The following is a 23,371-nucleotide window of genomic DNA, read 5'->3' on the forward strand; positions in this document are numbered from 1 at the left end:
ATTTCGATATCGTCGCGAATGAATCTTCGCGGGCCATCATGGATCTCGCCGTGAGCGAAAGCCTCGCCATTGGCAATGGTATCCTGACGGTCGAGAATGACGATCAGGCCTGGGCGCGTGCCCGCCGGTCGGAAGGTGACAAGGGTGGGTTTGCTGCACGCGCGGCGCTCACCATGATTGAATTGAAGAAGAAACTGGGCACGGAAAAGTGACGAAGACACCCTCGGATCAGCCGCTGAAGCAGGTCAACCAGCGCGGCGCAGCGCGCCTCGCCGCCGTGCAGGCACTCTATCAGATGGATATTGGTGGTACCGGCGTGCTCGAAGTGGTCGCCGAATACGAAGCCCATCGCCTCGGCCAGGACGTCGACGGCGACACCTATCTGAAGGCGGACGCCTCCTGGTTCCGCTCGATCGTCGCCGGCGTCGTGCGTGATCAGCGCAAGCTCGATCCGTTGATTGGTTCGGCGCTGCAGGACGATTGGGCGCTGTCGCGGCTCGATTCCACAGTCCGCGCCATCCTGCGCGCCGGCACCTTCGAGATGCTGGAGCGCAAGGACGTGCCGGTTCCGGTCATCGTCACCGAATATGTCGAGATCGCCAAGGCCTTCTTCGAGGATGACGAGCCGAAGCTCGTCAATGCCGTTCTCGACCGCATCGCCAAGCAGGTCCGTAGCGAGTTCAGGAAGTAGAACAATGGTTGCGGTTGCTGCGGATGACATGGGGGCCACCCTTCGCGAAGCGCGCCGCAACGTTTTCCATCTGACTGCCGCACAGGCCATTCTCGGCGTCGTCGGACCGATCTGCTTCTCGATCGGTGGTGTCGCCGGCTACCAGTTGCTGGCGCAAGACAAGTCGCTGGCAACAGCACCGCTCACCGCCTTCAACGTCGGCATGGCGCTTGGCGTCGTGCTGGTCGCGATGCTCTCGCGCCTGATCGGCCGCCGGTTTGCTTTCATGACCGGGACCGGGATCGCCGCCACCGGCGCGGCGCTCGCCGCCGTCGCGCTTTTCCGTGAAAGCTTCTGGCTCTTCGCCTTTGCGCTGGCGATGCTCGGCTCGTCGAACGGCTTCACTCAGAAGCTGCGTTTCGCCGCCGCCGATGCGTCCCCGTCGTTCTACAAGCCGAAGGCGATCTCGTTGATCCTTGGAGGCGGTATTGTTTCGGCCGTACTCGGACCGCAAATCGTGATCTTTGCCGGCGATCTGTTCGCGCCTGTTGCCTTTGCCGGCGCTTTCGTCGTGCTGCTGCCGATCTGCCTGATTGCTGCGTTCTTCTTTGCGCCCTTGCGGCTGCCCGAACCGGGTGCAATGGCGAAAGACCACCACGATCAGGTCGTGCGCCCTCTCGGTGCGATCGTGCGCAATCAGCGCTTTGCCACCGGCATGGTCTGCGGCATCTCCAGCTACGCGCTGATGACGTTTATGATGACCGGCGCTCCCGTCGAGATGGTGGTCGGCTGCGGGTTTTCGACCGAGCTCGCGACGCTCGGCATCCAGTGGCACGTGCTGGCGATGTTTGCTCCGAGCTTCTTCACCGGCTGGCTGATCAGCCGTTTCGGTGCCGAGCGCATCGTCGGCTGCGGCCTGCTTCTCCTGATGGCCTGTGCTGCTGTTGCGCATATGGGCATCGAACTCTGGAACTTCTGGGGCGCGCTGGTGTTGCTCGGCCTCGGCTGGAACTTCGGTTTCATCGGCTCGACGGCGATCGTCGCCAGTAGCTACCGCCCGCAGGAGGCCGACAAGGTCCAGGCCTTCCACGACATCATCCTCTTCACCACCGTTGCGCTGTCGTCCTTTGCCTCGGGCAAGGTGCTGTCCGCCTATGGATGGGACATGCTGAATGCCGTCGTGTGGCCGGTCACCATCGTCTGCCTGGTGCTTCTGCTGCTCCTGAAGCGCGTACCGCGCAACGCCGCCGCCTAACTCCTTTCGCCCGACATTCAAAGTCGCCGGAGCGCCTTCTTACTGGCGGTTTCCGGGGCTTGACGATCTCCCGTTGCAACCGCACTCTGGCCGCGCCGTGGGGGGTGCTGCTTGAGGAGGTGGCGCGTGATTCGCGGTTTTGAGGGGCCCGTGGCCGGGAGTGAGTCCGCGGGTTGTAACGGAGGGTAATGCGAAATGACCATATTGTTGGGCGTTATCGCATGCGGGTTGCTCGCGGTGGTCTATGCCATCTGGGCAACACAGTCGGTGATGGCCGCCGACCAGGGGAACGCCCGCATGCAAGAAATCGCAGGCTACATTCGTGAAGGGGCGCAGGCCTATCTCACGCGTCAGTACAAGACCATTGCCATCGTCGGTGTTGTCGTTTTCATCGCCGCTTGGGTTCTTCTTTCTCCCGCCGCCGCTTTCGGCTTTCTGGTCGGTGCGGTCCTTTCGGGCGCTGCGGGCTTCATCGGCATGCATGTTTCTGTTCGGGCAAACGTCCGCACTGCCCAGGCGGCTTCCGTCAGCCTTGCTTCCGGCCTCGACATCGCTTTCAAGTCAGGCGCGATTACCGGCCTTCTCGTAGCGGGCCTGGCGCTGCTCGGCGTCTCCGTCTACTACGTCGTCCTCACGGCCGGCCTCGGGCATGAGCCCGCCTCGCGCGAAGTCATCGACGCGCTGGTGGCGCTCGGTTTCGGCGCTTCGCTGATTTCCATCTTCGCCCGTCTCGGCGGTGGCATCTTCACCAAGGGTGCCGACGTTGGCGGCGACCTCGTCGGCAAGGTGGAGGCCGGCATCCCCGAGGATGATCCGCGCAATCCGGCGACGATCGCCGACAACGTCGGTGACAATGTCGGCGATTGCGCCGGCATGGCTGCCGACCTCTTCGAGACCTATGCCGTCTCGGTCGTCGCAACCATGGTGCTCGCGGCGATCTTCTTTGCCGGCACCCCGGTGCTCGCGACCGTGATGGTCTATCCGCTGGCGATTTGCGGAGCCTGCATCATCACCTCGATCGTCGGCACCTTCTTCGTGAAGCTTGGCGCCAACAACTCGATCATGGGTGCGCTCTACAAGGGCCTGATCGTCACAGGCGTCCTGTCGATCCTCGGTCTCGGGGCGGCGACGTCGTTTACGATCGGATGGGGCACGATCGGTACCGTCGCCGGCAAGGACATCACCGGCTGGAACCTGTTCCTTTGCGGTATTCTCGGCCTGATCGTCACGGCTCTCATCGTGGTGATCACCGAATACTATACCGGCACCAACAAGCGACCGGTGAACTCGATCGCCCAGGCCTCGGTCACTGGTCACGGAACCAACGTCATCCAGGGTCTCGCCGTCTCGCTGGAATCGACGGCTCTGCCGGCGATCGTCATCGTCGGCGGCATCATCTCCACCTACCAGCTCGCCGGCCTCTTCGGCACGGGCATTGCCGTCACCGCCATGCTCGGCCTTGCCGGCATGATCGTGGCGCTCGATGCGTTCGGACCGGTAACCGACAACGCCGGCGGCATCGCGGAAATGTCGCATCTGCCGCCGGAAGTGCGCAAATCCACGGACGCTCTCGACGCCGTCGGCAACACGACCAAGGCCGTCACCAAGGGTTACGCGATCGGTTCGGCCGGTCTCGGCGCGCTGGTGCTCTTCGCGGCCTATTCGAACGACCTCAGCTACTTCGCCGCCAATGGCGACAAGTATCCGTACTTCGCCGATGTCGGGCCGATCTCCTTCGATCTCTCCAACCCTTACGTGGTGGCCGGATTGATCTTCGGCGGCCTCATCCCCTACCTCTTCGGCGGGATCGCGATGACGGCGGTCGGCCGTGCAGCCGGATCCATCGTCGAGGAGGTTCGTCGCCAGTTCCGCGAAAAACCCGGCATCATGCAAGGCACGGAGCGGCCCGACTATGGCCGCGCCGTCGACCTTCTGACGAAGGCGGCGATCCGCGAGATGGTCGTTCCCTCGCTGCTGCCGGTGCTCGCGCCTGTCGTCGTCTACTTTGGCGTGCTGCTTCTTTCGGGCTCGAAGGCTTCGGCTTTTGCAGCTCTGGGCGCATCGCTGCTTGGTGTCATCGTCAACGGCCTCTTCGTGGCGATCTCGATGACGTCGGGCGGCGGCGCGTGGGACAATGCCAAGAAGAGCTTCGAGGATGGTTTCGTCGACAAGAACGGCGAACGTCATCTCAAAGGCTCGGATGCGCATAAGGCGTCCGTCACCGGCGACACGGTGGGCGATCCCTACAAGGATACGGCCGGTCCGGCGGTGAACCCGGCAATCAAGATCACCAACATCGTGGCGCTGCTGCTTCTGGCCATCCTCGCCTGATCGCATCGCTGAAACGAAAAAGGCCCGCGGAAGCGACTTCCGCGGGCCCTTTGCTTTGGGATGGATGAACTACTTGCTGCCGAAGTCCTTGAACAGGCTCTTTGCGGCAGCCTGTCCGGCACCGGGTCCGCTCAGCAGTTGGCCGAGGAAGCTTGTTTCCTTGCCGCCGGTCGGCGTCGTGCGCGACAGCATGTCGAACACCTTGCCATCCTTCAGCGTATAGTGTGCGAGCTGGCTGACGGTGCCTTCCTTGTCGAAGTAAACAGCAAGGATCGACTGGTCGACGAGCTGAGGCTTCATGAAGGCGACGGGACGCTTGCGGGTCTGCGAAATGTAGTAGAACACTTCATTGTCGAAGGTCGCGGTCGTCGACGGCGTGCCGAGCGACAGGAGCACCTGCTCGCGGCTGGAACCAACAGGAACGAGGTTGAGCGTTTCCTGGTCAACCACATAACCCTGATGAAGGACTTCACCGACATTGGCGGACTGGCAGGCTGAAAGGGTGAGACCGGCGATGGTAGCTACGGCCGCCACGCGGCCGAGGGTTTTAAAGTTTTTTCTCAAATACCGCTTCGTCAACGACAGCTCCCCTTGGAGAAACGATGGCAGATCCGCCATTGCAATTCGTGCCTGCTTCGGTAAACCAGCTTCGGCTGTCATGCAACAACGGGATGGGCGCTTGCGCGCATTTCGAGAAAGCCAAGCCCGAGCTTTGTGATGATTTTTGGACTGTTCAAAAGAAAAAGCGGCAACACCGTGATTGTCGAGCGTCAGTATGCACTGCTGACGTCGGCCGCGCGCCAACCTTACCTCTACACCGACCTCGATGTGCCGGACACGGTCATGGGGCGGTTCGAGATGCTGTCGGCGATGCTGATCCTCTACTTCCGCCGCACCCGTGCTTCGGCCAGGCCCGGCCAGGAAATCGCCCAGGAGATCATCGACGCTTTCTTCGAGGACGTCGATCACTCGATCCGCGAACTCGGCGTGGGCGATGCCGGCGTTCCGAAGAAGATGAAGAAACTGGCCGGCATGTACTACGGTCGCCTCGAATCCTATGCGGCAGCGCTGGAGGCGAAGGACACGGCGGGCCTGGCAGCGGCACTCAAGCGCAACTTCCATCCGGAGGGCGGCGATGCAGCGCCCTCGATGGAGGCGCTCGCCGCCTATCTGCTGAGCGTCGAGGCGCAGCTCGCCGACATTGCCGAAGAGGTTGTCGAGACCGGCCAGTTGCAGATACCATCCGCTGGAGCTTAATAGAGCGCTTGTATAGAGACTTTGCGCCGCGAGCCGGGACACGGGCGGCGGCTGCATTCGCGACTGGGCAGTATTTGCCTTGGCGAGGAAGGATCCGATCATGAAAGACGATAGCCAACCGGCCTTCTCCTATCCGGTGAAGGTGGGGCATATCTCGGCGAACGCTGTCAGCGTGCATCTTTCCGCGAACGAGCGGGAAAGGGCGGCACTGGCAAAGCTCTGGGGCGTCAGCGATGTGCTCTCGCTCAGCGCAGAACTGCAGATTGCGCGCTGGAAGAAGGACGGCATCAAGATCAAGGGTGAGGTCACGGCCCGCATTGTGCAAAGCTGTGTGGTGACGCTTGAGCCTGTCGAGGCCGATATCCATGAGCCGGTCGAAGCGATTCTAGTGCCCGAAGGGTCGCGGCTTGCTCGCCAGGCGAGCAATGACGGCGGCGAGATGATTCTCGATCCGGATGGACCGGACATTCCCGACACCTTCACGGGTGACACGGTCGATGCCGGCGTCGTCGTCAGCGAGCAGGTGGCGCTCGCCATCGACCCTTACCCGCGCAAGCCAGGCGCGAGTTTCGGGGCGCGCATCGAGAGTACGGCAGCTGACGACAAGAAGCCGAACCCGTTTGCCGTTCTGAAGGACTGGAAAAAGGACTGAGGCTGCGAAAGCCTCCTCTACAATTCGGTTGTCACGCAAAGGAAAAGCAGTATTTTGGCCCCAAACCGGCCGAAAGAGCCGTGAAGCGATCTGCCGCGTGCTTGGCTCAAGCGTCAGAAGCAATATGTTTCGTCATTGCGTCCGAGAAGAGTGCGCCACGACGGCACGTGTTGTGTGGCAGAAATGAAGGATAAGACACGCGTGGTCAGAATTTCACTTGACGTGATGGGTGGCGACTATGGTCCCGAAGTCGTCATCCCGGGCGCCGCAAGAGCGCTCGAACGTCATCCGGACATCAAGTTCGTGTTGTTCGGAATCGAAGCGCAATGCGCGGACCTCCTGGAAAAATATCCGAAGCTCAAGGCCAACAGCACTTTCTTTGATTGCGAAATCGCGGTCGCGATGGATGAGAAACCGAGCCAGGCGCTTCGCCGCGGCCGCGGTAAATCGAGCATGTGGAAGGCGATCGACGCGATCAATGCCGGCGAGGCAGATGTCGTCGTTTCGGCCGGAAACACCGGCGCGCTCATGGCCATGTCGGTCTTCTGTCTGCGCACGATGCAGGGAATCCAGCGTCCGGCGATTGCTGCCATCTGGCCGACGCTGAAGGGCGAGAGCATCGTGCTCGACGTCGGGGCGACGATCGGTGCGGATGCCCAGCAACTGATGGACTTCGCGCTGATGGGCGGCGCTATGGCGCGCGCACTCTTTGAGATCGAGCGGCCGACGGTCGGTCTTCTCAATGTCGGGGTCGAGGAAATCAAGGGACAGGAAGAGGTCAAGGAAGCCGGCCGCCTGATCCGTGAAGCCAACATCGATGGCTTCGACTACTACGGCTTCGTCGAGGGCAATGACATCGGCCGCGGAACGGTTGACGTCGTCGTGACCGAAGGCTTTTCAGGCAATATCGCGCTGAAGGCTGCCGAAGGCACCGCGCGCCAGATTGCCGAATATCTCCGCGCCGCAATGTCGCGCACCCTGCTTGCCAAGATCGGCTACATCCTGGCGAAAGGTGCATTCGACCGGTTGCGTGAGAAGATGGACCCCCGGAAGGTCAATGGTGGTGTATTCCTCGGCCTCAATGGCGTCGTGATCAAGAGCCATGGTGGTGCCGACGCTGAGGGTTTCGCAGCCGCAATCGATGTCGGCTACGACATGGTGAAGAATGGCCTGAAGTCGAAGATCGAGCTCGATCTGGCAAAGTACCATGGCGCCGAACCGCCACAGGCTCTTTCCGCCGGCATGAATGATGAGGTTTGAATAAATGATCCGTTCCGTCGTTCGCGGCTTCGGCGCAGCTTTGCCGAAGCGCGTTGTCACCAATCAGGAGCTGGAATCCAAGGTCGATACGTCCGATGAGTGGATCGTGCAGCGCACTGGTATCCGGCAGCGCTACATCGCCGGCGAGGGCGAAACGACCGCGTCGCTCGGCGAAGGGGCTGCCCGTGCGGCGCTCGCCAATGCCGGGCTTACGCCCGACGATATCGATCTCATCATCCTGGCGACCTCGACGCCGGACAACACGTTCCCGGCCACCGCCGTCAACATCCAGGACCGCCTCGGCATGCGCCATGGCGCTGCCTTCGATATGCAGGCAGTCTGTTCCGGTTTCGTCTATGCGGTGACAACCGCCGACGCTTACATCCGCGGCGGGCTTGCCAAGCGCGTGCTGGTGATCGGCGCGGAAACATTCTCCCGCATTCTCGACTGGACTGACCGGACGACTTGCGTGCTCTTCGGCGATGGCGCCGGCGCCATCATTCTGGAGGCCCAGGAGGGCGAGGGCACGAATGCCGACCGTGGGGTGCTGACAGCCAAGCTTCGCTCCGATGGTGCCCATCGCGACAAGCTCTATGTCGATGGCGGCCCGTCGACGACGGGCACGGTCGGCCATCTCAAGATGGAAGGCCGCGAAGTATTCAAGCATGCAGTCGGCATGATTACCGACGTGATCGAGGCGGCGTTCGAGGCGACTGGAACGACCGCAGAAGATCTGAACTGGCTGGTGCCGCACCAGGCCAACCGGCGCATTATCGACGGCTCCGCCAAGAAGCTCGGCATCCCTCTCGACAAGGTTGTGGTGACGGTCGACCTGCATGGCAACACCTCGGCTGCCTCCATTCCGCTGGCGTTGAACGCGGCGGCTGGCGACGGCCGAATCAAGAAGGGTGACCTTGTGCTGCTCGAGGCCATGGGCGGTGGCTTCACCTGGGGCTCCGTGCTCCTCCGCTGGTAAAGAAATTGCTTAAGCAACAGACGCTTGACCGCAAAAGGTAAGGGCAATAGTCTTCGGTCGCTGATCGGCGTACCAGACGTTGGTGGGGGAAGATGAGCGGAAAAACAGTAACACGGGCGGACTTGGCTGAGTCGGTATTTCGCAAGGTGGGTCTGTCACGGACAGAGTCTGCCGAGTTGGTGGAAACCGTCATTGACGAAATATGCAACGCAATCGTGCGTGGCGAGAGTGTGAAGCTGTCTTCTTTCGCGACCTTCCAGGTCCGCGACAAGAACGAGCGCATCGGGCGAAACCCGAAGACCGGCGAGGAAGTGCCGATCTCGCCCCGTCGCGTGATGACCTTCAAGGCGTCCAACGTGCTCAAGCAGCGCGTGCTGAAGGCCCATCTCAGCCGCAGAGCCAAGCAGAAGCCGGTATCGCCCGTGGCGTGACGTCATGGCGTCAGCCACAAATGTGGTTGAAAACCCATCCATAAGCCGTTGAAATGGGTCCGATTCGTGCCATCATCGGTATGATATCGGTTCATTGCTGCTCGCGAGCATGAGTCGCGTGACATGGATTGGGAACCACATGGAAAAGAGCCCGGACGCATTCCGCACCATCAGCGAGGTCGCTGACGATCTCGATCTGCCGCAGCACGTTCTGCGCTTCTGGGAAACCCGTTTCCAGCAGATCAAGCCGATGAAGCGTGGCGGCGGTCGGCGCTACTACCGGCCCGAAGACGTCGATCTCCTCAAGGGCATCCGGCATCTGCTCTACGATCACGGCTATACCATCAAGGGCGTGCAGAAGCTGCTGAAGACCAACGGCAACAAGTTTGTCGCCGCCATCGCCAGCGGCGATCTCGCGACCGTCGAGGCGCTTGCTGCATCCAGCAACGAGGAGCCGGCACCGCCCAAGGCCGGTGTTTCGGAAGAAGATCAGATTGTCGGCCGCGCCAAGGCACCGGCGAGCCGCCGCTTCTTTTCATTCGGTGGCGGTAGCGACGACGTACCGGAAATCTCCCTCGGGAAATCGTCGTCCGTGGGCAAGGAGGACAGGGCCCTGCTTCAGGAGGCGCTCTACGATCTCCTGGAATGCAAGCGCCTGCTCGACCAGGTTCGCTGAGACTGACCGCGATTGCCTATGGGGCGCGTGCTAGGTTGGCAACGCGATGCTTTCATGACCTTAAAAAAATCAACGGCGACGCAGGCATGGCGCTTGCGCGAATGTGCGGGGTTGTTGCCAGCCGATCCCCGCCGGAGCTGACGGCAAACATTCGATCGATCGTCGGTTTGGGAGATTGGCAGGCGGCCCGCATCCAAATGCTTCGGGTCCGGGAGAAGGGGCAACCCACTCATGCATTGACGTGAGCGGCTGAGGGACACCTCACAAGGCTCGCGTTCTGTCGCTCACACCACAGGTGCCGCGTCTTAGTAGGACATACGGAAGCCACCGGGGCTTGATGCGGAAACATCAGGCTCCGGATAGGGGCCGGTCCACTGCGCGTAGGTTGTGTTGGTCGAACCGGAAGTCGCGCATCCGGACAGGGTCAGGACGACGAGTGCGGTTGCGGCCAGCAGTGATTTAAGAGGCATGGTCTACTCCTGAAAATGGAGGCTCCAGGCCTCAAGGGCCAGTACTAAACTGTCCCTCAAATCGGTTGTGATGGCAAGCTCACGTTGCGTTAGGTACGGCGTTTCGAGCGGTGCAATTTAAGACTTGGTGAAAGTTCCCTTGCGATGCGCGACCGCCGATCTCAGGGAGATGACTTTGAAAATCGGACCGATTTTCTCATCGTTCCATGGCAGGCCCGCAGCTTTTCCACGCCGGATATTTCTTTTTCACGCCGAGTTCGAAATTCCCGCTTGCGCTCTAAGCGTTGGTTATATAGGGGTTTCCTCGGTTCGGAGCGTAGCGCAGCCCGGTAGCGCACTTGACTGGGGGTCAAGGGGTCGTGGGTTCGAATCCCGCCGCTCCGACCATTCTTCTCAATCCTCAATCCCCCAGAGAGCGATTGATCTGTTTCCCATCCTTATCTTACTTGCGCTACTCAGCCGGCTGAAGGATCGCTGATACCCGGCGTTTGGTGGCCACCTGCTCGTAAAGCGTCTCGGTTTGATCGAGCATCACATCGAGGGTGAAGCGGTGCTTCCGGCTGCGCGCAAAGGCAGCCAGCTCCTCGAATGTTTCCGGTGCTGCGGCTTTGGCCATCGTCTTCGCGAGCAGGGACGTGTCGTCGCTGTTCGGCAGGATGAAGCCGTTCTCGCCATCTTCGATGACCGTGCGCGCGCCGCCGATATCGGTGGCGATGATCGGTTTGCCCGCGGCCGCCCCTTCCAGCATGACGTAGGACATGGCCTCGTAGCGGCTCGGCATGACCAGAAGGTCGAAAGCGGGTGCGGCCTGTGGTCCCGTAAAGGCCGAGGTCAGGTGCATGCGGTTCTGCAATCCGCTTTCGGCGATCGCCTTGCGCAGGGTCGCTTCCAGTGCTCCGGCGCCGACCATGACCAGATGGCTGTTCTTCACCGATGCAGCGATGCTCTGGAAGGCCGCGATCAGACGCTCCGGTGCCTTCTGTGCCGAGAGCCGGCCGATGAAGCCGAAGACGAAGGCATCCGGCGCGATCCCGAAGCTGGCGCGAATCGTTTGCGCCATTTCGTTTGAGGGCGGAGCGACGCCATTGACGACCACTGACATCCGGTCCCCGGGCATATGCAATGACAGGGCGTGGCGATGCTCGTCCTCGGAAACGCAGATGAGATGGTCCGTGAAGAAACGGGCAAGGGCCCACTCGATCATGCCGTAGATCAACCGGCCACCACGGCCAAGTCTCGGGTCGAGCGTGCGAAAGGCGTGTGGGGTATAAAGGCGTGGGATGTGCGGGCCGGGAAGCCGAATCCGGGTCAGTGCACCTGCCTTGGAACTGTGGCCGTGGATGATGTCGAAGTCGTTGTTGCGGATGATGCGTCGCAGTTCTAGCAAGGAGGCGAGATCCCACGGGCCCGGAGCCCGCTTCATGTTGACGGCGTGGACGGCCGGCAGGCCGATCGCCTTCAATTCGCGCACGAAGCCCTCCTCGGCGCGCACCGGCGAATAGACCGCCTCCACATGGTGGCCGCGCTCATGCATGCCGCGGCAGAGGTCGACGAAATGTCGGCCCGAGCCGCCGCCGCTCGGTTCCAGGACCTCAAGCAGGCGTAGGGGGAGGGCCGGTCGCCGGCCCGGAACAAAGTGTTCCATGATCAGGAGCTCCAGCCGGCGCGCGCTTGCCGGCGATGGCGATATTCGAGGGCGGCACATCCCCAGATGATGCCGACGAGCAGATAGAAGTGACGCCAGTGATCGGTGTCGATGACGTTGCCGACGCCGACATGGCCGAGAACGGCGACCCAGGCAATCATCAGGTAGGTCTGCCAGGGGCGGTTGAGCAGCAGGAAACGGAAGCCGAGCGACAGCGTCCAGATGATCAGCGTCACATAGCTGACGAAGCCGAGCCAACCGTAGGACGTCAGCGACTTGAGCCAGACATTGTGTTCGTCTTCCGGGAAGATCGTGCTGAAGACCATGGGGCCGATGCCGAGGGGTTTTTCCATGGACATCAGGAAGCCAAGCCTGTGGCGGTCGAAGCGTCCGAGATGACCGCCATCGTAATCCTGCACGAGCTGCGACCGGCTGGAAAACAGCGTTGCGACTTGTTCGGATTGCAGGGCGACGAGAAGGGCGCCGACAACCAGCAGCCCGCCGACGAGTGCCAGAACCAGGATCCGCAGGCGGAAGAGGCCGCTACGCTCCTTGAGCAGCATGACAAAGACGAAGGCCACGACACAGAAGAGATTGAGCGCCCAGGCCGCGCGCGAAAACGAGAGGAAGACACCGAGCGCGAGGATCATCAGCGCTGCGATCTTCAGCGGTGCCTTCTGGATCGGCTGCGTCAGGATGCCATGGATCAGATACATGGCCGGAACCGACAGAAACGGTCCGAATACGTTGGGATCCTGGAACGCGCCCTTGGCGCGACCGTAGAGCGTGAAATTCTCCGCACCCGGAACGGCGCCGAAGTAGCCGAGGATGCCGAGCAGGGCGGTAATGATGGCAGCGGCCAGCCAGGCATTGAAGATCAGGCGCAGCCGCTCGTGGCGGTCCTCGATGATCGCTGCGAAGAAAACGGACGAAAGCGCAAGAAAGCCGGAAACCGCCATGTACATCGGGCCTTTGGTCAGATCGACCATGACCGTCAGCGACAGGATGCCGCCCACCATGAACAGCGTCAGAAGCGTGAGCAGGGGGGCGACGCTACGGGAAATCTTGAGACCGAAGAGCGCCCACAGCCCGATGAGCGCAACCAGGAACAGCTCATAGGGCGCCGGCTCGAAGATGACGAAGCCCGAAAGGAACACGGCGAACGCCACCATGCCCGAGCCGAACAGCGAGAGAGCTGCAAGCTGGGGGCGCGCGATTGGAAACCGGCCTGTCTCGATGGCGCTCAATAGGCGTTCTCGGTGTTGAGGAGCCGAAACGGCGTCAGGAACAGGATCTTGAGGTCGAAGAGCAGCGACCAGTTTTCGATGTAGTGGAGGTCGAAGGCCGTGCGCAGGCGGATCTTTTCGTCATTGTCGATTTCGCCCCGCCAGCCATTGATCTGCGCCCAGCCGGTAACGCCCGGCTTGACGCGATGGCGTGCGAAGTAGCCTTCGACGACGTCGGAATAGGTCCGGTTCTGGGTCTGCGCCAATACGGCGTGCGGACGCGGGCCGACGAGCGAGAGTTCGCCTTTCAGCACGTTGAAGATCTGCGGCAGTTCGTCGATTGACGACTTGCGGATGAAACGCCCGACCGGTGTGACGCGCGGATCGCCCTTGGTTACGGCGTTGCGCGCCGAGGGGTCGCTCATATGCGTGTACATCGAGCGGAACTTGTAGACCTCGATCGTCTCGTTGTTGAAGCCGTGCCGCTTCTGCTTGAAAATGATCGGTCCGGGAGAGGTGGCTTTGACCGCAATGGCGGCGCCGAGCATGATGGGCCAGAGCAGCACGAGAGCGACAAGGCTAAAGAAGATGTCGAAGCCGCGCTTGGCGACGGAATCCCAGTCGGCGATCGGCTTGTCGAAGATGTCGAGCATGGGAACATCGCCGACATGGGAATAGCTGCGCGGACGGAAGCGCAGATTGTTGGCGTGTGCGGCGAGCCGGATGTCGACCGGCAGGATCCAGAGCTTCTTCAGAAGCTCGAGAATGCGTTTTTCCGCTGTCAGAGGCAGCGAGATGATCAGCATGTCGATCCGCGCCAGGCGGGCAAACTCGACGAGCTCATTGACCGTTCCGAGTTTCGGATAGCCGGCGATCACGTTGGGTGAGCGCCGCTCGTCGCGGTCGTCGAAGATGCCACAGATACGGATGTCGTTGTCGGGTTGATCCTCAAGTGTGCGGATCAGGTCCTTGGCCGGCTGGCCGCCGCCGACGACGACGGCGCGGCGTTCCATCGTGCCGTTACGCGCCCAGTGGCGAATGGAATAGGCGATGAAGGCGCGTTCGGCGACGAGGAAGAGTGCGCCGCCGACAAACCAGCCGCCGAACCATACGCGGGAATACTGGTGGCCGGATTTCAGGAAGAACAGGGCAATGGCGATCCCACCGAAGGCAATCGCCCAGGCTGCGAGAATACGCGGCATCACGCGCAGCCAGGCGCGTAGCGCCGGAATCTGATAGGTATCTGCGATCTGCATAGCGGCGACCGCCAGGGCCGAACCGCCCATCAGGATCGCCATATAGAGTGGCAATTGCTCGAAGCCCGGTTGAACGTAGAGCGCGTTGATGGCGTAGCCGATGGCAAAGAGCGCGCAGAATTCGAACAGCCGCATCAGGCCCATGATCATGGCCGGCGAATAGGTGTCAGCCCGGAACTGCTCGGCAATTTGCCGCGCCAGCGGATTAAGTTCCGCGGCCGGCTCACCGTTCGGCATTTCGCCGGGTGCACGGGCGCGGATTTCCGAAATCTTCTTGCGAAGCGCTTCCGGATCGAATGAACCCGGGCGGTCAAACTTGTTCATGGCTGTCTTCCGGCGCTGAAGTCCCACAGCCCGGATAGCAGAAAGCCACTAAGAAACGCTTACGTTGTGGGCGACACGCTATCCGTGGGTGGCTGGTAACGGCACAATTCCCGATAGAGGTCTAACATATCGGCCGACATTACCGAAGCGGCGAATCGTGATTTGAACGTGCTCGGCTCAGGCATGACCCGTGTCGCCCAGTCCTTCTCGCTGATGGAGCGCGCCATGATGGTGGCCAGCGATTGGACGTCGGCCGGTTCTGCAAGCGCGCCGCTGTCGGGTCCCAGTATTTCCGGGATGCCGCCGACGCGGCTGGCGATGACCGGCTTTCTGGCCGCGAGTGCTTCGAGGACGATGTAGGGCATGGACTCGGCCCGCGAAGGAACGACGACATTGCGCGCCAGCGTAAACGCTTCGCGGGTCTTCATGGCCGGCTGCATCCTGATGCGGCGGCTCAGGCCCTGCTGCAGCATCAGCTCGCTGTACTCCTCCTGCTGCGGGCCGTCGCCTATCATCAATGCCGAAAGTGGCCGTCCGACAAGACGTTCGGTGCGCGCGAAGGCCTCCACAAACAAATCGGGACCCTTCAGGTCCCGCATCATGCCGATATAGAGAAAATCGACCGCATCCGGCCGTGGGGTGATCACCTCGAATTCCCCGTCGTCTATCCCGTTATAGATCAGTTCGTGCCGTACCCGCGGCGCGCCGACCTTGGTGAAGTAGGTCTGGCGTTCGAAATCGCAGACAAAAACGAGAGCGTCCGCAAGCCGCTCCTGTGCCCGTTCCAGCGGGAAGACAAGCCGCCCGATCAGGGAACGGCGGCGAAAGTGCAGGCTTCCCCCGTGCGGTGAATAAAGGCGGGCTACGCGATACCTGTTGACCCGCAAGGCTGAACCGATGAGCCGGGCAATGGCGCCACCCTTGGCGCCGTGCCCATGCAACACATCCGGTCGCAAACTTCTGATTTCCTTGTAGCCGCGCCACAGCGCGGTAAAATCCGACGGACCGACGGAGCGGTGAATCGGCATGCGAACGAGGCCGAGCGCCAGATGGGGCCGGATCTCGTCGAACAGTGAATCTTCGTGGCTACCCCCGGTGGTGCTGTCGCAGAGAATGCCGACCTCATGACCGGCGCGGGCGTGCGCCTCGGCGAGATCGCGCACGTGGCGGAAAATTCCGCCGACCGGCGACCTGAAGCAATGGATGATGCGCAGGGGACGCTGTTGCTGCATCGAGATCAGAACAGGCGTTCGCGGATATAGATTGTATCGCCGGCAAGAACCGCGTCGGTGATCGGAACCCGGCCGGTGATGATGCGGCCGTTGATCTTGCGGGTAATGTCGGCGTTGGACTGGTTGGCGCGCGGCGAGAAACCGCCGGCGACCGCAATCGCGTTCTGCACGGTCATTCCCGGAACATAGGCATATTGGCCGGCCTGGCCGACTTCACCCATGATGAAGACCGAGCGGTAGCGATCGACCTCGATCGTCACGTCGGGGTCGCGCAGATAGCCCTGGCGCAACTTGGCGGCGATCATGCCTTCGAGTTCCGGCAGGGTCTTGCCGCGCGAGGCAACGGTGCCGATCAGCGGAAACGCGACATACCCGGCCTGGTCGACCGTATAGGTGCCGCTGAGGCCGGCCTGTTCGAAGACGTTGATGCGCAAGCGGTCGCCGCTGTCGAGGCGATAGGGCTGGATCGTGGCTTCGCTGAAAGCCTTCGGCGCGGGCTGGTAGCTGGTGCAACCGCTGAGCAACATCGACAGCACTGCCGCCGTGATCGCGAGACCCGTCTTGATAGCTGCGGTTGACATGCGGTTCATAGGCTCCGGAAACGACCCACCTTTTCGGACGTTATCGATCCGTTAGGGTTAATAGCCGGTAAACTCGCGGTAGAATTTTTGCCGCGTATCGCTGCAAAGGGGAGGGTTTATCGTCCGGAAGTTGATTGTATTAACCCTTGCGTTACCATGTTCATTTACCCTCCGGCAAAATTTGAAGGTTCGGAGCCAGTAGCATGTCGGGAAGCGGCAGCGGTCAACAGGATGTGGATATCGACCTCGGCGGCCTGTTTCGTGCCGTCTGGGATCGGCGCGTCAAAGTGTTGCTCGCAACGGCCTGTGTGGCCGCACTCGCCTTCGGTGCGGCGAAAATGATTTCGCCCGACTATCAGAGCGAAACCCGCGTGCTGATCGAATCGCGCGAGCCGGAATTCAGCGGCCCGAACCAGGCTTCGCAGGCTGGGGCAGATCGCGTCTTCGACGAATCCGGGATTCTGAGCCAGGTGCAGGTGCTTCGTTCGGCCGACCTGATCAAGCAGGTCGCCCGCAACATGAAGCTCTATGAGCTGAAGGAGTTCGACCCGTCGTCGGCGCCCTCGGCAATTTCCGACCTCCTCGTGATGCTCGGCCTCAAGAAGAATCCGCTGGAACTGGCCCCGGAAGAAAGAGTTCTCAAGGAGTTCAATGAAAAGCTCCAGGTCTATCAGGTCGAAAAGTCGCGCGTGATCGCGATCGCCTTCACCTCAAAGGATCGCCAACTCGCGGCCACCGTCCCGAACGAAATGGCGAAGGTCTTCCTTGCGCTGCAAAGCGGAGCGAAGCTCGACACCAATTCCGAGGCGACCCGCTGGCTGGAGCCCGAGATCGCCAATCTGCGCGAGAAGGTGCGGGATGCCGAGGCGAAGGTTGCCGCCTATCGCGCGTCTTCGGATCTGTTGCCGACCGGCGAGACGACGAATTTTGCGACACGGCAACTGACCGATATCTCCACCGAGCTGGCCCGCGTGCGCGGTGAGCGCGCGAACGCCGAAGCGCGGGCTGCGGGCGTGCGCTCGGCGCTTGCGAGTGGCCGGGCACCGGACACGATCACCGATGTCGTCGGATCGCAGATGATCCAGCGTCTCAAGGAGACTGAGGCAAACCTGCAGGCACAGGTCGCCGACCTTTCTACGACCTTGCTTGACGGACACCCGCGCCTGAAGGCGCTGAAGTCGCAGCTTGAAGGCATCCGCGGCCAGATCCGTAGCGAGACGCACAAGATCCTGACGAGCCTCGAAAATGAGGCGAAGGTCGGTGAACTGCGCGAACAGCAGCTTGTCCAGCAACTCAATGGGCTGAAGGCTCAATCGGCCCAGGCCGGTGAAGAAGAGGTGGGGCTGCGTGCGCTCGAGCGCGAGGCGACCGCTCAGCGGCAGTTGCTCGAAACCTATCTCTCCCGCTACCGCGAGGCGACCTCGCGCACGGTGGAGAATGCGACCCCTGCCGATGCGCGCGTGATTTCAACCGCGGTGGTTCCGACCAGCGCGAGCTTCCCGAAAGTTCTGCCGATCACCATTGTCGCCGCGCTCGCGACGTTCTTGTTGAGTTGCGTCGTGATCATGCTGGGGGAACTGTTCAGCGGCCGGGCGTTGCGGCCCGTCTCGGCAAGCGGCGAGCGGGTTGCCCCGATGCGACCCCGGCCGGCTTTGGCCGCAAGCGCGACCGATACCCCGATCGTCGCTACCGAAACGGCACCCGAAGTGGCGCCCTTGGTCGATGACGCAGTCGACCTGCTTCCGGCAGCGGAAGCACCGGCTATGGACACGGACACCACAGAAGCAGCCACCGAACCGGATTTCTCCATCGAAGCGGTTGCGGAACATCTGCGCGCCGCAGGCGCACGCGTTGCAATTTCGGTCTCTCCGGGTGGAGACGAAGGATCGACCGCAACCGTCATGCTGGCACGCCTGCTGGCCGAGGACGATGTGAAGGTGGTGCTGATCGATCTGACCGGATCGGCCTGCCCGACGCGCCTTATGGCGCGCTCACCACAGCTTCCCGGGATCACCAACCTGCTGGCCGGTGAAGTGCCGTTCACGGATACGATCCACGCTGATCGTTTCTCCGACGCTCACGTCATTCCCCAGGGCGATGCCGACCCACGGCAGGCGATGCGCGGCATCGAGCGGCTGAAGATGATCATCGACGCCCTGACCAACGCCTACGATCTCGTTCTGGTCGAGTGCGGTCCGGCGGACGAGATGGCTGTCGAGAAGATCGCCGGGCGCGATAGTGCAGAGATCATCCTGTCGGCGCCGTCGGTCAGCGATGAACGCATCGTCGAGGTGCTGACCGGTTTTGGCGCGGCCGGCTATCGCGACATCGTGCTGATGACCGGGCAGGTCGAACCCGGCCCGGAATATCCCGACCGGGATGCTGCCTAATCGGAAGACGGCGCCTCGGTCGCGAATGACCGACGCGGCCCGCATGCGCGCGACGTTGCAGCTTAGTCCGGGGTGCCTCGTGAATCGCCTCTGCCTTGCCTGAACCGTCTCGCTCGCTGCAGGCGAGCGTAGACGGCCTTGTTCGACTTGGCCGCCGCCTTTGCGCGCACGACGAGATGATGGCGCAAGGCGGCAAGGTGTCCGGGAAGCGTTACCGGCAATATGATGTCACGCAATGGCGTCTCGATCGTACACCACGATCGCTTGTAGAGTTGATCGCCGACGCCGAAATCGAACAGGCGCACACCCTGGACCGAAAGACGCTCGATCATCCGGTAGAACAACAATTCACCCGGGCTTGCATCGCCTGCCAGCACCTCGTCGATCGAGCCGAACTGGCAGATGACATGGTCGCCTTTCAACGAAAGCCCGGCGACGGCGACGACTTGTCCGTCATGTTCACCCTTAAGCCGGATGGCGTTCAACTGCATGAGCTGCGGGTCACCATCCTGAGAGGCTGCGAGCGCGTGGAAGAAGGCCGTTGTCTCGGCTTGCTGGAAAACGTCGGGAAGGCCAAGTGCCGCAAACCGTGTCGCCTTTTGCCGGAAGAAGGTATCGAGCAGCGCCTGCGCCTCGTCGGGGGTGCGAGCAACCACGTAGTCGTAGCCACCCATCTCCGCCAGGCGTCGCTCGGAGATGCGCATCTTCTTGCGCCGCCGCTTGGCGTTGATCTGCGCCAGTGTGTGCTGGATGCTACCGAGGAGGGGGAGCTGGAACGAAGCATTGGGGTTTGCGACGCCAGGAAGCGCGGCAAAGGGGCTGGGGCTGCCACGCCATTCGCAGGGTACCCGTTCGAGCATGAGGATGTCGGCAACGCCGTTTAACGCCATACTGACATCGCGGGCCAAAGCATGCGCAAGCGCCGGCGTCATGGCCGCCGAGGCTTCGGCGGTAAAGAGCCCAGTGTTGAGGTTGCTGTGTTCCGTTCCGATCAGGCGCGCCGTTCGAAACAGGCGCCCATGCCTGATCTCCAGCGGCAGAATGAGGAACAGTTCACCGCCGAACGCGACGCGCAGCAAGAGGAGGTTGCTGTTGTGGGCTTCCGCCCAGGCACGGCACCAGTCATAGGCGTGATGAAGCGAATTGGCGGCCAGGCTGTCGAGCGCACGCCATTCGGCTTCCAGCGGCTCCATGGTGCGATGGATCGAAATCTCGAACCGGCCAGTGGCGTCGGTCGGCCCGAAACGCACGGACGTGCGCGGACGGCGGTCGCCGGAGCCTTCCATGGTCAGATCGGAGTTCGTCATCGAAGGTGCCATCCGGTCCCTGTTGCCGCGCGATTGAACCTCAAGCCGGCTACGATCCGTTTAATGCGATAGCTCTCATGTATGGCGGTGAAGAATAACCGGGGAACGCAGTTAGCAAAGCGTGAAGCGTCGCTGGCCAGCGGCACGGCGGATCAGTCGAGAAAGCCGGTGGCGAGTGCCTTTGCCCATTCCAGTCGGTTGCGACTGGCCGCGAGCCGGGACATTGCCGCCCAGTCATACGGGACATTGCGGAAGGTGACGCGCCACCCGGCGCCCGCCTTTTCGATGATGGCGTAGCGCGCATCCGGCGAACCCACCTCGACCTTGTGCGGCACGGGCTGGTCGTCGGCATAACCGGGGCAGCCGACGCTGCCGGGATTGACGACAAGGCGGCCGTCCGAGAGGCGGACGGCGCGCTGGATATGCGTGTGTCCGCAGAGGATCACCGGGTAGTCGATGCCGGCGGCCTCAGCCTCGATTGCCGAACGAGCCGCCATATGGACCGTGCCGTCGCTCGTCAGTGCCTCCAGCCAGTAGGTCTCATCATCAGTCGGCGTCGCATGGCACAGGAAGAACGTTTCCTTGTGGACGTGTGCGACGGGCAGGGTGGCCAGCCATTCGCGGTGCTGCGGTTGCAATTGATCGTAGGCCGCGCGATCCGACTGCCCCAGTTTGCGGGGATCGATGGTCAGGAGATAGCGATCGTGATTGCCTCTGATCGAGGAGATCCCTCGTTCGATGAGGATGTCGGCGGTCCGCGCGGCATTGAGCGGGCCGCTCAAGTGATCGCCGAGGTTGACGATGTCGGTGATGCCGAGCGCATTGATGTCGGCAAGCACGGCCTCAAGCGCGAGGTCGTTGCCATGGATATCAGCGATAACCGCAAGCCGCATGGGCGTCTCCTCGGATGTCTACCACGCCGGGGGATCAGCGATCGCGCGCCGGCTTTTCCATCCATTTGATAATCAGCATGGCTGGCAATATCCAGAGCAGGCCGGTGAAGAAGAAGTAGGCAAGGTGCACCCACCAAGGCGACGCCCCGAGCAGGAGCGAGGCGAAGGTGACGGCGGCCAGCGCATAGACGACGACGAGGATGATGATCAGGATCGTGCCGATCAACTTTCTGAGGCGTACGGGCATTTCATTTCTTTCAAATGGCACAATGGCCGGCCGCGACGGCATGCCGCAAAGGTTTCGGCCTTGTTTTGCATGCCACTCTGGTGCAAATCAACGGCTTTCCTGAAGGTGCGACCGTTGATCCGTCCGGTCTCACCGCCGAACCCTGCGATATCAGAGGGACAATGATGGCCGGCGTCGAAATGGCGACAGAACAGATGCTTCGAAACGAGATCAGCAGAACCGACCGCAACCGCCGGCAAATCCGTGGCTGGCTGGCAGTCGTGCTCTTCACCCTTTTTGCGCTGGTGCTCGTCGGTGGCGCGACGCGGCTTACGGAATCCGGCCTGTCGATTACCGAATGGAAGCCGATTCACGGCGTGATCCCGCCGCTTTCTGCGACCGAGTGGGAGGAGGAATTCCAGCTCTACCAGCGCATTCCGCAGTATCAGCAGATGAACAGCGGCATGACGGTGGAACAGTTCAAGACCATCTTCTGGTGGGAATGGGCGCACCGTCTGCTGGCTCGCACCATCGGATTGATTTTCGCGCTGCCGCTCGCCTTCTTCTGGCTGACCGGCCGGATCGAGCGCAAGCTCCGGATGCCGCTTCTTGGCATCCTCGCGCTTGGCGGCTTCCAGGGGTTCATCGGCTGGTGGATGGTGTCGTCCGGCCTCGTCGAGCGCACCGAAGTCAGCCAGTACCGATTGGCGACCCACCTCGTCATCGCCTGTCTCATCTTTGCCGCCTGCATGTGGATATTGCGCGGGCTCAGCCCGCATTCCAACGACGCGGCGCCCACAGATCGCTCGCGCAAGATGGCAATGATCATCGCGGTCATGAGCCTGTTCCAGATCTATCTCGGCGCGCTCGTCGCCGGCCTCGATGCCGGTTTCAGCTACAATACCTGGCCGCTGATGGATGGCGCCATCATCCCGCAGGACCTGTTCCTGCAGCAGCCCTGGTGGATCAATCTGTTCGAGAACCCGAAGACGGTGCAGTTCGTTCACCGGATCGGCGCCTATGTGCTCTTTGCCTTCGCGCTGATGCACATGATCGCCTCGCTGAGGGCAGCGCCCGAAACCACCCATGCGCGGCGCTCGGTGCTCCTCTTCCTGCTCGTCTCGGTCCAGGCGGTGATCGGCATCACCACGCTCGTGCTGCAGGTGCCGGTCGGCTGGGGCGTGGCGCACCAGGGTGGCGCGCTCGTTGTGCTCGGCTTTGCCATCGCCCACTGGCGCGGCTTTTACGGCGAGTATTTGCGACCGACGGCAATCCAGTATCGGGACTGACGTTCCGTAAATCCCGGAAAAAGAAAGACCCCGGCGAGCGGCTCGCCGGGGTCTTCTTGTTTTCAGTTGATTGCCGATCAGACCGACAGCATGAGGTCCATGTTCTGGACGGCCGCGCCGGATGCGCCCTTGCCGAGATTGTCGAGCAGGGCGACGAGGTTCACGTGATTGCCGCGGCGGGTGCCGAAGACGAAGAGCTTCATCGTGTCCTTGCCGGCAAGCTCGGTCGCGTCGATGCGCGCGAGCTTCTCGCCTTCCTCAAGCGACACGACCTCGACGATCGACTGGCCCGTGTAGTGCTCGACCAGCGCCGCATGGATCGTTTCCAGCGTCGCGCCGGCTGCAAGATCTTCGATATAGAGCGGGACCTGGACGATCATGCCCTGCGCGAATTTGCCAACCGACGGAGCGAAGATCGGTGCGCGGTCGAGCAGTCCATGCATCTTCATCTCGGGCACATGCTTGTGTTTGAGCGGCAGGCCGTAGAGGAAGTGCGGCGCGCTGATGTGCTCTGGATTGGCCTCGTCTTCCATCTGCGCGATCATCTGCTTGCCGCCGCCGGTATAGCCGGAGACCGCGTTGACCGTGACCGGATAGCCGTCCGGCAGGATGCCGGCCTGGCGCAGCGGCCGGATCACGCCGATCGCGCCGGTCGGATAGCAGCCTGGATTGGCGACGCAACGGGCACTGCGGATCTTCTCCGGCTGCGCCTTGTCCATTTCGGCAAAGCCATAGGCCCAATCGGGCGCGATGCGGTGCGCGGTCGAGGTGTCGATGATGCGAACCTTGTTGTTGCCGGAAACCATCGAAACCGCCTCGCGTGACGCGTCATCCGGCAGGCACAGGATGGCGATGTCGGCGTCGTTCAGAAGATCTTCGCGCATCGCGGCGTTGCGTCGCTCCGCTTCCGGAATGGAAAGCAGTTCGAGATCGCTACGGCCGGCCATGCGCGTGCGGATCTGCAGGCCCGTGGTGCCGTGTTCGCCATCGATGAAGATCTTCGGTTTCATGATTTTCCCGTTCT

At 61.9% G+C, this 23,371-nt stretch carries 23 protein-coding genes and 1 tRNA gene; 13 read left to right on the forward strand and 11 right to left on the reverse strand.

All coding sequences use genetic code 11. The features are described 5' to 3' along the window. The 4 genes from I8N66_RS07400 to I8N66_RS07415 form a co-directional block, all read left to right on the forward strand. Window positions 1-212 (forward strand): 6,7-dimethyl-8-ribityllumazine synthase (locus I8N66_RS07400; protein ID WP_291151610.1); only part of this gene is annotated, 212 nt, incomplete at its 5' end. Next, window positions 209-691, forward strand: a complete 483-nt coding sequence (gene nusB, locus I8N66_RS07405; RefSeq protein WP_113398386.1) for a transcription antitermination factor NusB — start codon at window positions 209-211, stop codon at window positions 689-691. The genes I8N66_RS07400 and nusB, both read left to right, overlap by 4 nt. A 4-nt stretch (window positions 692-695) precedes the next feature. Then, window positions 696-1,925 (forward strand): MFS transporter, encoded by a 1,230-nt coding sequence (locus tag I8N66_RS07410; protein WP_162768694.1) that lies wholly within the window; start codon window positions 696-698, stop codon window positions 1,923-1,925. A gap of 195 nt (window positions 1,926-2,120) precedes the next feature. After that, complete coding sequence (locus I8N66_RS07415; RefSeq protein ID WP_113536909.1) at window positions 2,121-4,256, forward strand: sodium-translocating pyrophosphatase; 2,136 nt, start codon at window positions 2,121-2,123, stop codon at window positions 4,254-4,256. A 69-nt stretch (window positions 4,257-4,325) separates the two neighbouring features. Here the strand turns inward: I8N66_RS07415 and I8N66_RS07420 are convergent, their stop codons facing one another. Beyond that, window positions 4,326-4,835: an outer membrane protein assembly factor BamE gene (locus I8N66_RS07420; RefSeq protein WP_057252891.1), complete on the reverse strand. Its 510-nt coding sequence runs from the start codon at window positions 4,833-4,835 to the stop codon at window positions 4,326-4,328. Between the two features lie 138 nt (window positions 4,836-4,973). Between I8N66_RS07420 and I8N66_RS07425 the strand changes: the two genes are divergently transcribed. The 6 genes from I8N66_RS07425 to I8N66_RS07450 all read left to right on the forward strand — a co-directional run bounded on the left by I8N66_RS07425 (window position 4,974) and on the right by I8N66_RS07450 (window position 9,508). After that, a complete protein-coding gene (locus I8N66_RS07425; protein ID WP_113536910.1) occupies window positions 4,974-5,513 on the forward strand; it encodes a ubiquinol-cytochrome C chaperone family protein in 540 nt (179 codons plus the stop codon). 100 nt (window positions 5,514-5,613) lie between these two features. Next, window positions 5,614-6,165, forward strand: a complete 552-nt coding sequence (locus I8N66_RS07430; RefSeq protein WP_113536911.1) for a DUF177 domain-containing protein — start codon at window positions 5,614-5,616, stop codon at window positions 6,163-6,165. Between the two features lie 201 nt (window positions 6,166-6,366). Next, window positions 6,367-7,425, forward strand: a complete 1,059-nt coding sequence (gene plsX, locus I8N66_RS07435) for a phosphate acyltransferase PlsX (protein ID WP_113536970.1) — start codon at window positions 6,367-6,369, stop codon at window positions 7,423-7,425. 4 nt (window positions 7,426-7,429) lie between these two features. Then, window positions 7,430-8,401, forward strand: a complete 972-nt coding sequence (locus I8N66_RS07440; protein WP_113536912.1) for a beta-ketoacyl-ACP synthase III — start codon at window positions 7,430-7,432, stop codon at window positions 8,399-8,401. 92 nt (window positions 8,402-8,493) lie between these two features. Next, window positions 8,494-8,832 carry an integration host factor subunit alpha gene (locus I8N66_RS07445; RefSeq protein WP_113536913.1) on the forward strand — a complete coding sequence of 113 codons (339 nt, stop codon included), beginning with the start codon at window positions 8,494-8,496 and terminating at the stop codon, window positions 8,830-8,832. Window positions 8,833-8,971: 139 nt separating this feature from the next. After that, a complete protein-coding gene (locus I8N66_RS07450; RefSeq protein ID WP_057252555.1) occupies window positions 8,972-9,508 on the forward strand; it encodes a MerR family transcriptional regulator in 537 nt (178 codons plus the stop codon). A 305-nt stretch (window positions 9,509-9,813) separates the two neighbouring features. Here I8N66_RS07450 and I8N66_RS07455 read toward each other — a convergent pair whose 3' ends face one another. Beyond that, window positions 9,814-9,978 (reverse strand): hypothetical protein, encoded by a 165-nt coding sequence (locus I8N66_RS07455; protein WP_291151629.1) that lies wholly within the window; start codon window positions 9,976-9,978, stop codon window positions 9,814-9,816. 310 nt (window positions 9,979-10,288) lie between these two features. Between I8N66_RS07455 and I8N66_RS07460 the strand changes: the two genes are divergently transcribed. Then, a tRNA-Pro gene (locus tag I8N66_RS07460) sits at window positions 10,289-10,365 on the forward strand. 64 nt (window positions 10,366-10,429) lie between these two features. Here I8N66_RS07460 and I8N66_RS07465 read toward each other — a convergent pair. From I8N66_RS07465 to I8N66_RS07485, 5 genes are read right to left on the reverse strand one after another with little or no spacing between them, the layout of a single operon-like run. Beyond that, window positions 10,430-11,623 carry a glycosyltransferase family 4 protein gene (locus I8N66_RS07465; RefSeq protein WP_113536914.1) on the reverse strand — a complete coding sequence of 398 codons (1,194 nt, stop codon included), beginning with the start codon at window positions 11,621-11,623 and terminating at the stop codon, window positions 10,430-10,432. Window positions 11,624-11,625: 2 nt separating this feature from the next. Then, entirely contained in the window at window positions 11,626-12,870 is a 1,245-nt protein-coding gene (locus I8N66_RS07470) for an O-antigen ligase family protein (protein ID WP_113536915.1), read from the reverse strand. Beyond that, complete coding sequence (locus I8N66_RS07475) at window positions 12,867-14,429, reverse strand: undecaprenyl-phosphate glucose phosphotransferase (RefSeq protein ID WP_113536916.1); 1,563 nt, start codon at window positions 14,427-14,429, stop codon at window positions 12,867-12,869. The genes I8N66_RS07470 and I8N66_RS07475 overlap by 4 nt, the downstream gene beginning before the upstream one ends. Before the next feature lie 59 nt (window positions 14,430-14,488). Then, window positions 14,489-15,661, reverse strand: coding sequence for a glycosyltransferase family 4 protein (locus I8N66_RS07480; RefSeq protein WP_113536917.1), 1,173 nt, complete (start codon window positions 15,659-15,661; stop codon window positions 14,489-14,491). Between the two features lie 5 nt (window positions 15,662-15,666). After that, on the reverse strand, window positions 15,667-16,242 hold the full coding sequence (locus I8N66_RS07485) for a polysaccharide biosynthesis/export family protein (RefSeq protein ID WP_113536971.1): 576 nt from the start codon (window positions 16,240-16,242) through the stop codon (window positions 15,667-15,669). 203 nt (window positions 16,243-16,445) lie between these two features. Here I8N66_RS07485 and I8N66_RS07490 point away from each other — a divergent pair, with 203 nt between their 5' ends. Next, entirely contained in the window at window positions 16,446-18,632 is a 2,187-nt protein-coding gene (locus I8N66_RS07490) for an exopolysaccharide transport family protein (protein ID WP_291151639.1), read from the forward strand. A gap of 62 nt (window positions 18,633-18,694) precedes the next feature. On the opposite strand, the gene I8N66_RS07495 is transcribed toward I8N66_RS07490, so the two are convergent. The 3 genes from I8N66_RS07495 to I8N66_RS07505 all read right to left on the reverse strand — a co-directional run bounded on the left by I8N66_RS07495 (window position 18,695) and on the right by I8N66_RS07505 (window position 21,079). Beyond that, the gene (locus tag I8N66_RS07495) at window positions 18,695-19,825 is read right to left on the reverse strand and encodes a GNAT family N-acetyltransferase (RefSeq protein ID WP_291151692.1); all 1,131 of its coding nucleotides are present in this window, start codon (window positions 19,823-19,825) and stop codon (window positions 18,695-18,697) included. A gap of 266 nt (window positions 19,826-20,091) precedes the next feature. Then, window positions 20,092-20,832, reverse strand: a complete 741-nt coding sequence (locus tag I8N66_RS07500) for a metallophosphoesterase family protein (RefSeq protein WP_291151642.1) — start codon at window positions 20,830-20,832, stop codon at window positions 20,092-20,094. A gap of 34 nt (window positions 20,833-20,866) precedes the next feature. Continuing rightward, complete coding sequence (locus I8N66_RS07505) at window positions 20,867-21,079, reverse strand: DUF2842 domain-containing protein (protein ID WP_113536920.1); 213 nt, start codon at window positions 21,077-21,079, stop codon at window positions 20,867-20,869. A gap of 164 nt (window positions 21,080-21,243) precedes the next feature. On the opposite strand from I8N66_RS07505, the gene I8N66_RS07510 reads away from it, so the two are divergent. Then, window positions 21,244-22,347, forward strand: a complete 1,104-nt coding sequence (locus tag I8N66_RS07510) for a COX15/CtaA family protein (protein WP_291151647.1) — start codon at window positions 21,244-21,246, stop codon at window positions 22,345-22,347. 77 nt (window positions 22,348-22,424) lie between these two features. Here the strand turns inward: I8N66_RS07510 and argC are convergent, their stop codons facing one another. Continuing rightward, window positions 22,425-23,357 carry an N-acetyl-gamma-glutamyl-phosphate reductase gene (gene argC / locus I8N66_RS07515; protein ID WP_291151650.1) on the reverse strand — a complete coding sequence of 311 codons (933 nt, stop codon included), beginning with the start codon at window positions 23,355-23,357 and terminating at the stop codon, window positions 22,425-22,427. Between the last annotated feature and the right edge of the window lie 14 nt (window positions 23,358-23,371).

Source organism: Ensifer sp. SSB1 (assembly GCF_016652895.1).
Lineage (GTDB): Bacteria > Pseudomonadota > Alphaproteobacteria > Rhizobiales > Rhizobiaceae > Ensifer.

Coding starts and splice junctions, on each gene's coding strand:
- I8N66_RS07410 (WP_162768694.1), top strand. CDS start 696: ATGGTTGCGGTTGCTGCGGATGACATGGGGGCCACCCTTCGCGAAGCG.
- I8N66_RS07415 (WP_113536909.1), top strand. CDS start 2,121: ATGACCATATTGTTGGGCGTTATCGCATGCGGGTTGCTCGCGGTGGTC.
- I8N66_RS07425 (WP_113536910.1), top strand. CDS start 4,974: ATGATTTTTGGACTGTTCAAAAGAAAAAGCGGCAACACCGTGATTGTC.
- I8N66_RS07430 (WP_113536911.1), top strand. CDS start 5,614: ATGAAAGACGATAGCCAACCGGCCTTCTCCTATCCGGTGAAGGTGGGG.
- I8N66_RS07440 (WP_113536912.1), top strand. CDS start 7,430: ATGATCCGTTCCGTCGTTCGCGGCTTCGGCGCAGCTTTGCCGAAGCGC.
- I8N66_RS07445 (WP_113536913.1), top strand. CDS start 8,494: ATGAGCGGAAAAACAGTAACACGGGCGGACTTGGCTGAGTCGGTATTT.
- I8N66_RS07450 (WP_057252555.1), top strand. CDS start 8,972: ATGGAAAAGAGCCCGGACGCATTCCGCACCATCAGCGAGGTCGCTGAC.
- I8N66_RS07455 (WP_291151629.1), bottom strand. CDS start 9,978: ATGCCTCTTAAATCACTGCTGGCCGCAACCGCACTCGTCGTCCTGACC.
- I8N66_RS07465 (WP_113536914.1), bottom strand. CDS start 11,623: ATGGAACACTTTGTTCCGGGCCGGCGACCGGCCCTCCCCCTACGCCTG.
- I8N66_RS07475 (WP_113536916.1), bottom strand. CDS start 14,429: ATGAACAAGTTTGACCGCCCGGGTTCATTCGATCCGGAAGCGCTTCGC.
- I8N66_RS07480 (WP_113536917.1), bottom strand. CDS start 15,661: ATGCAGCAACAGCGTCCCCTGCGCATCATCCATTGCTTCAGGTCGCCG.
- I8N66_RS07485 (WP_113536971.1), bottom strand. CDS start 16,242: ATGTCAACCGCAGCTATCAAGACGGGTCTCGCGATCACGGCGGCAGTG.
- I8N66_RS07490 (WP_291151639.1), top strand. CDS start 16,446: ATGTCGGGAAGCGGCAGCGGTCAACAGGATGTGGATATCGACCTCGGC.
- I8N66_RS07495 (WP_291151692.1), bottom strand. CDS start 19,825: ATGGAGCCGCTGGAAGCCGAATGGCGTGCGCTCGACAGCCTGGCCGCC.
- I8N66_RS07500 (WP_291151642.1), bottom strand. CDS start 20,832: ATGCGGCTTGCGGTTATCGCTGATATCCATGGCAACGACCTCGCGCTT.
- I8N66_RS07505 (WP_113536920.1), bottom strand. CDS start 21,079: ATGCCCGTACGCCTCAGAAAGTTGATCGGCACGATCCTGATCATCATC.
- I8N66_RS07510 (WP_291151647.1), top strand. CDS start 21,244: ATGGCCGGCGTCGAAATGGCGACAGAACAGATGCTTCGAAACGAGATC.
- argC (WP_291151650.1), bottom strand. CDS start 23,357: ATGAAACCGAAGATCTTCATCGATGGCGAACACGGCACCACGGGCCTG.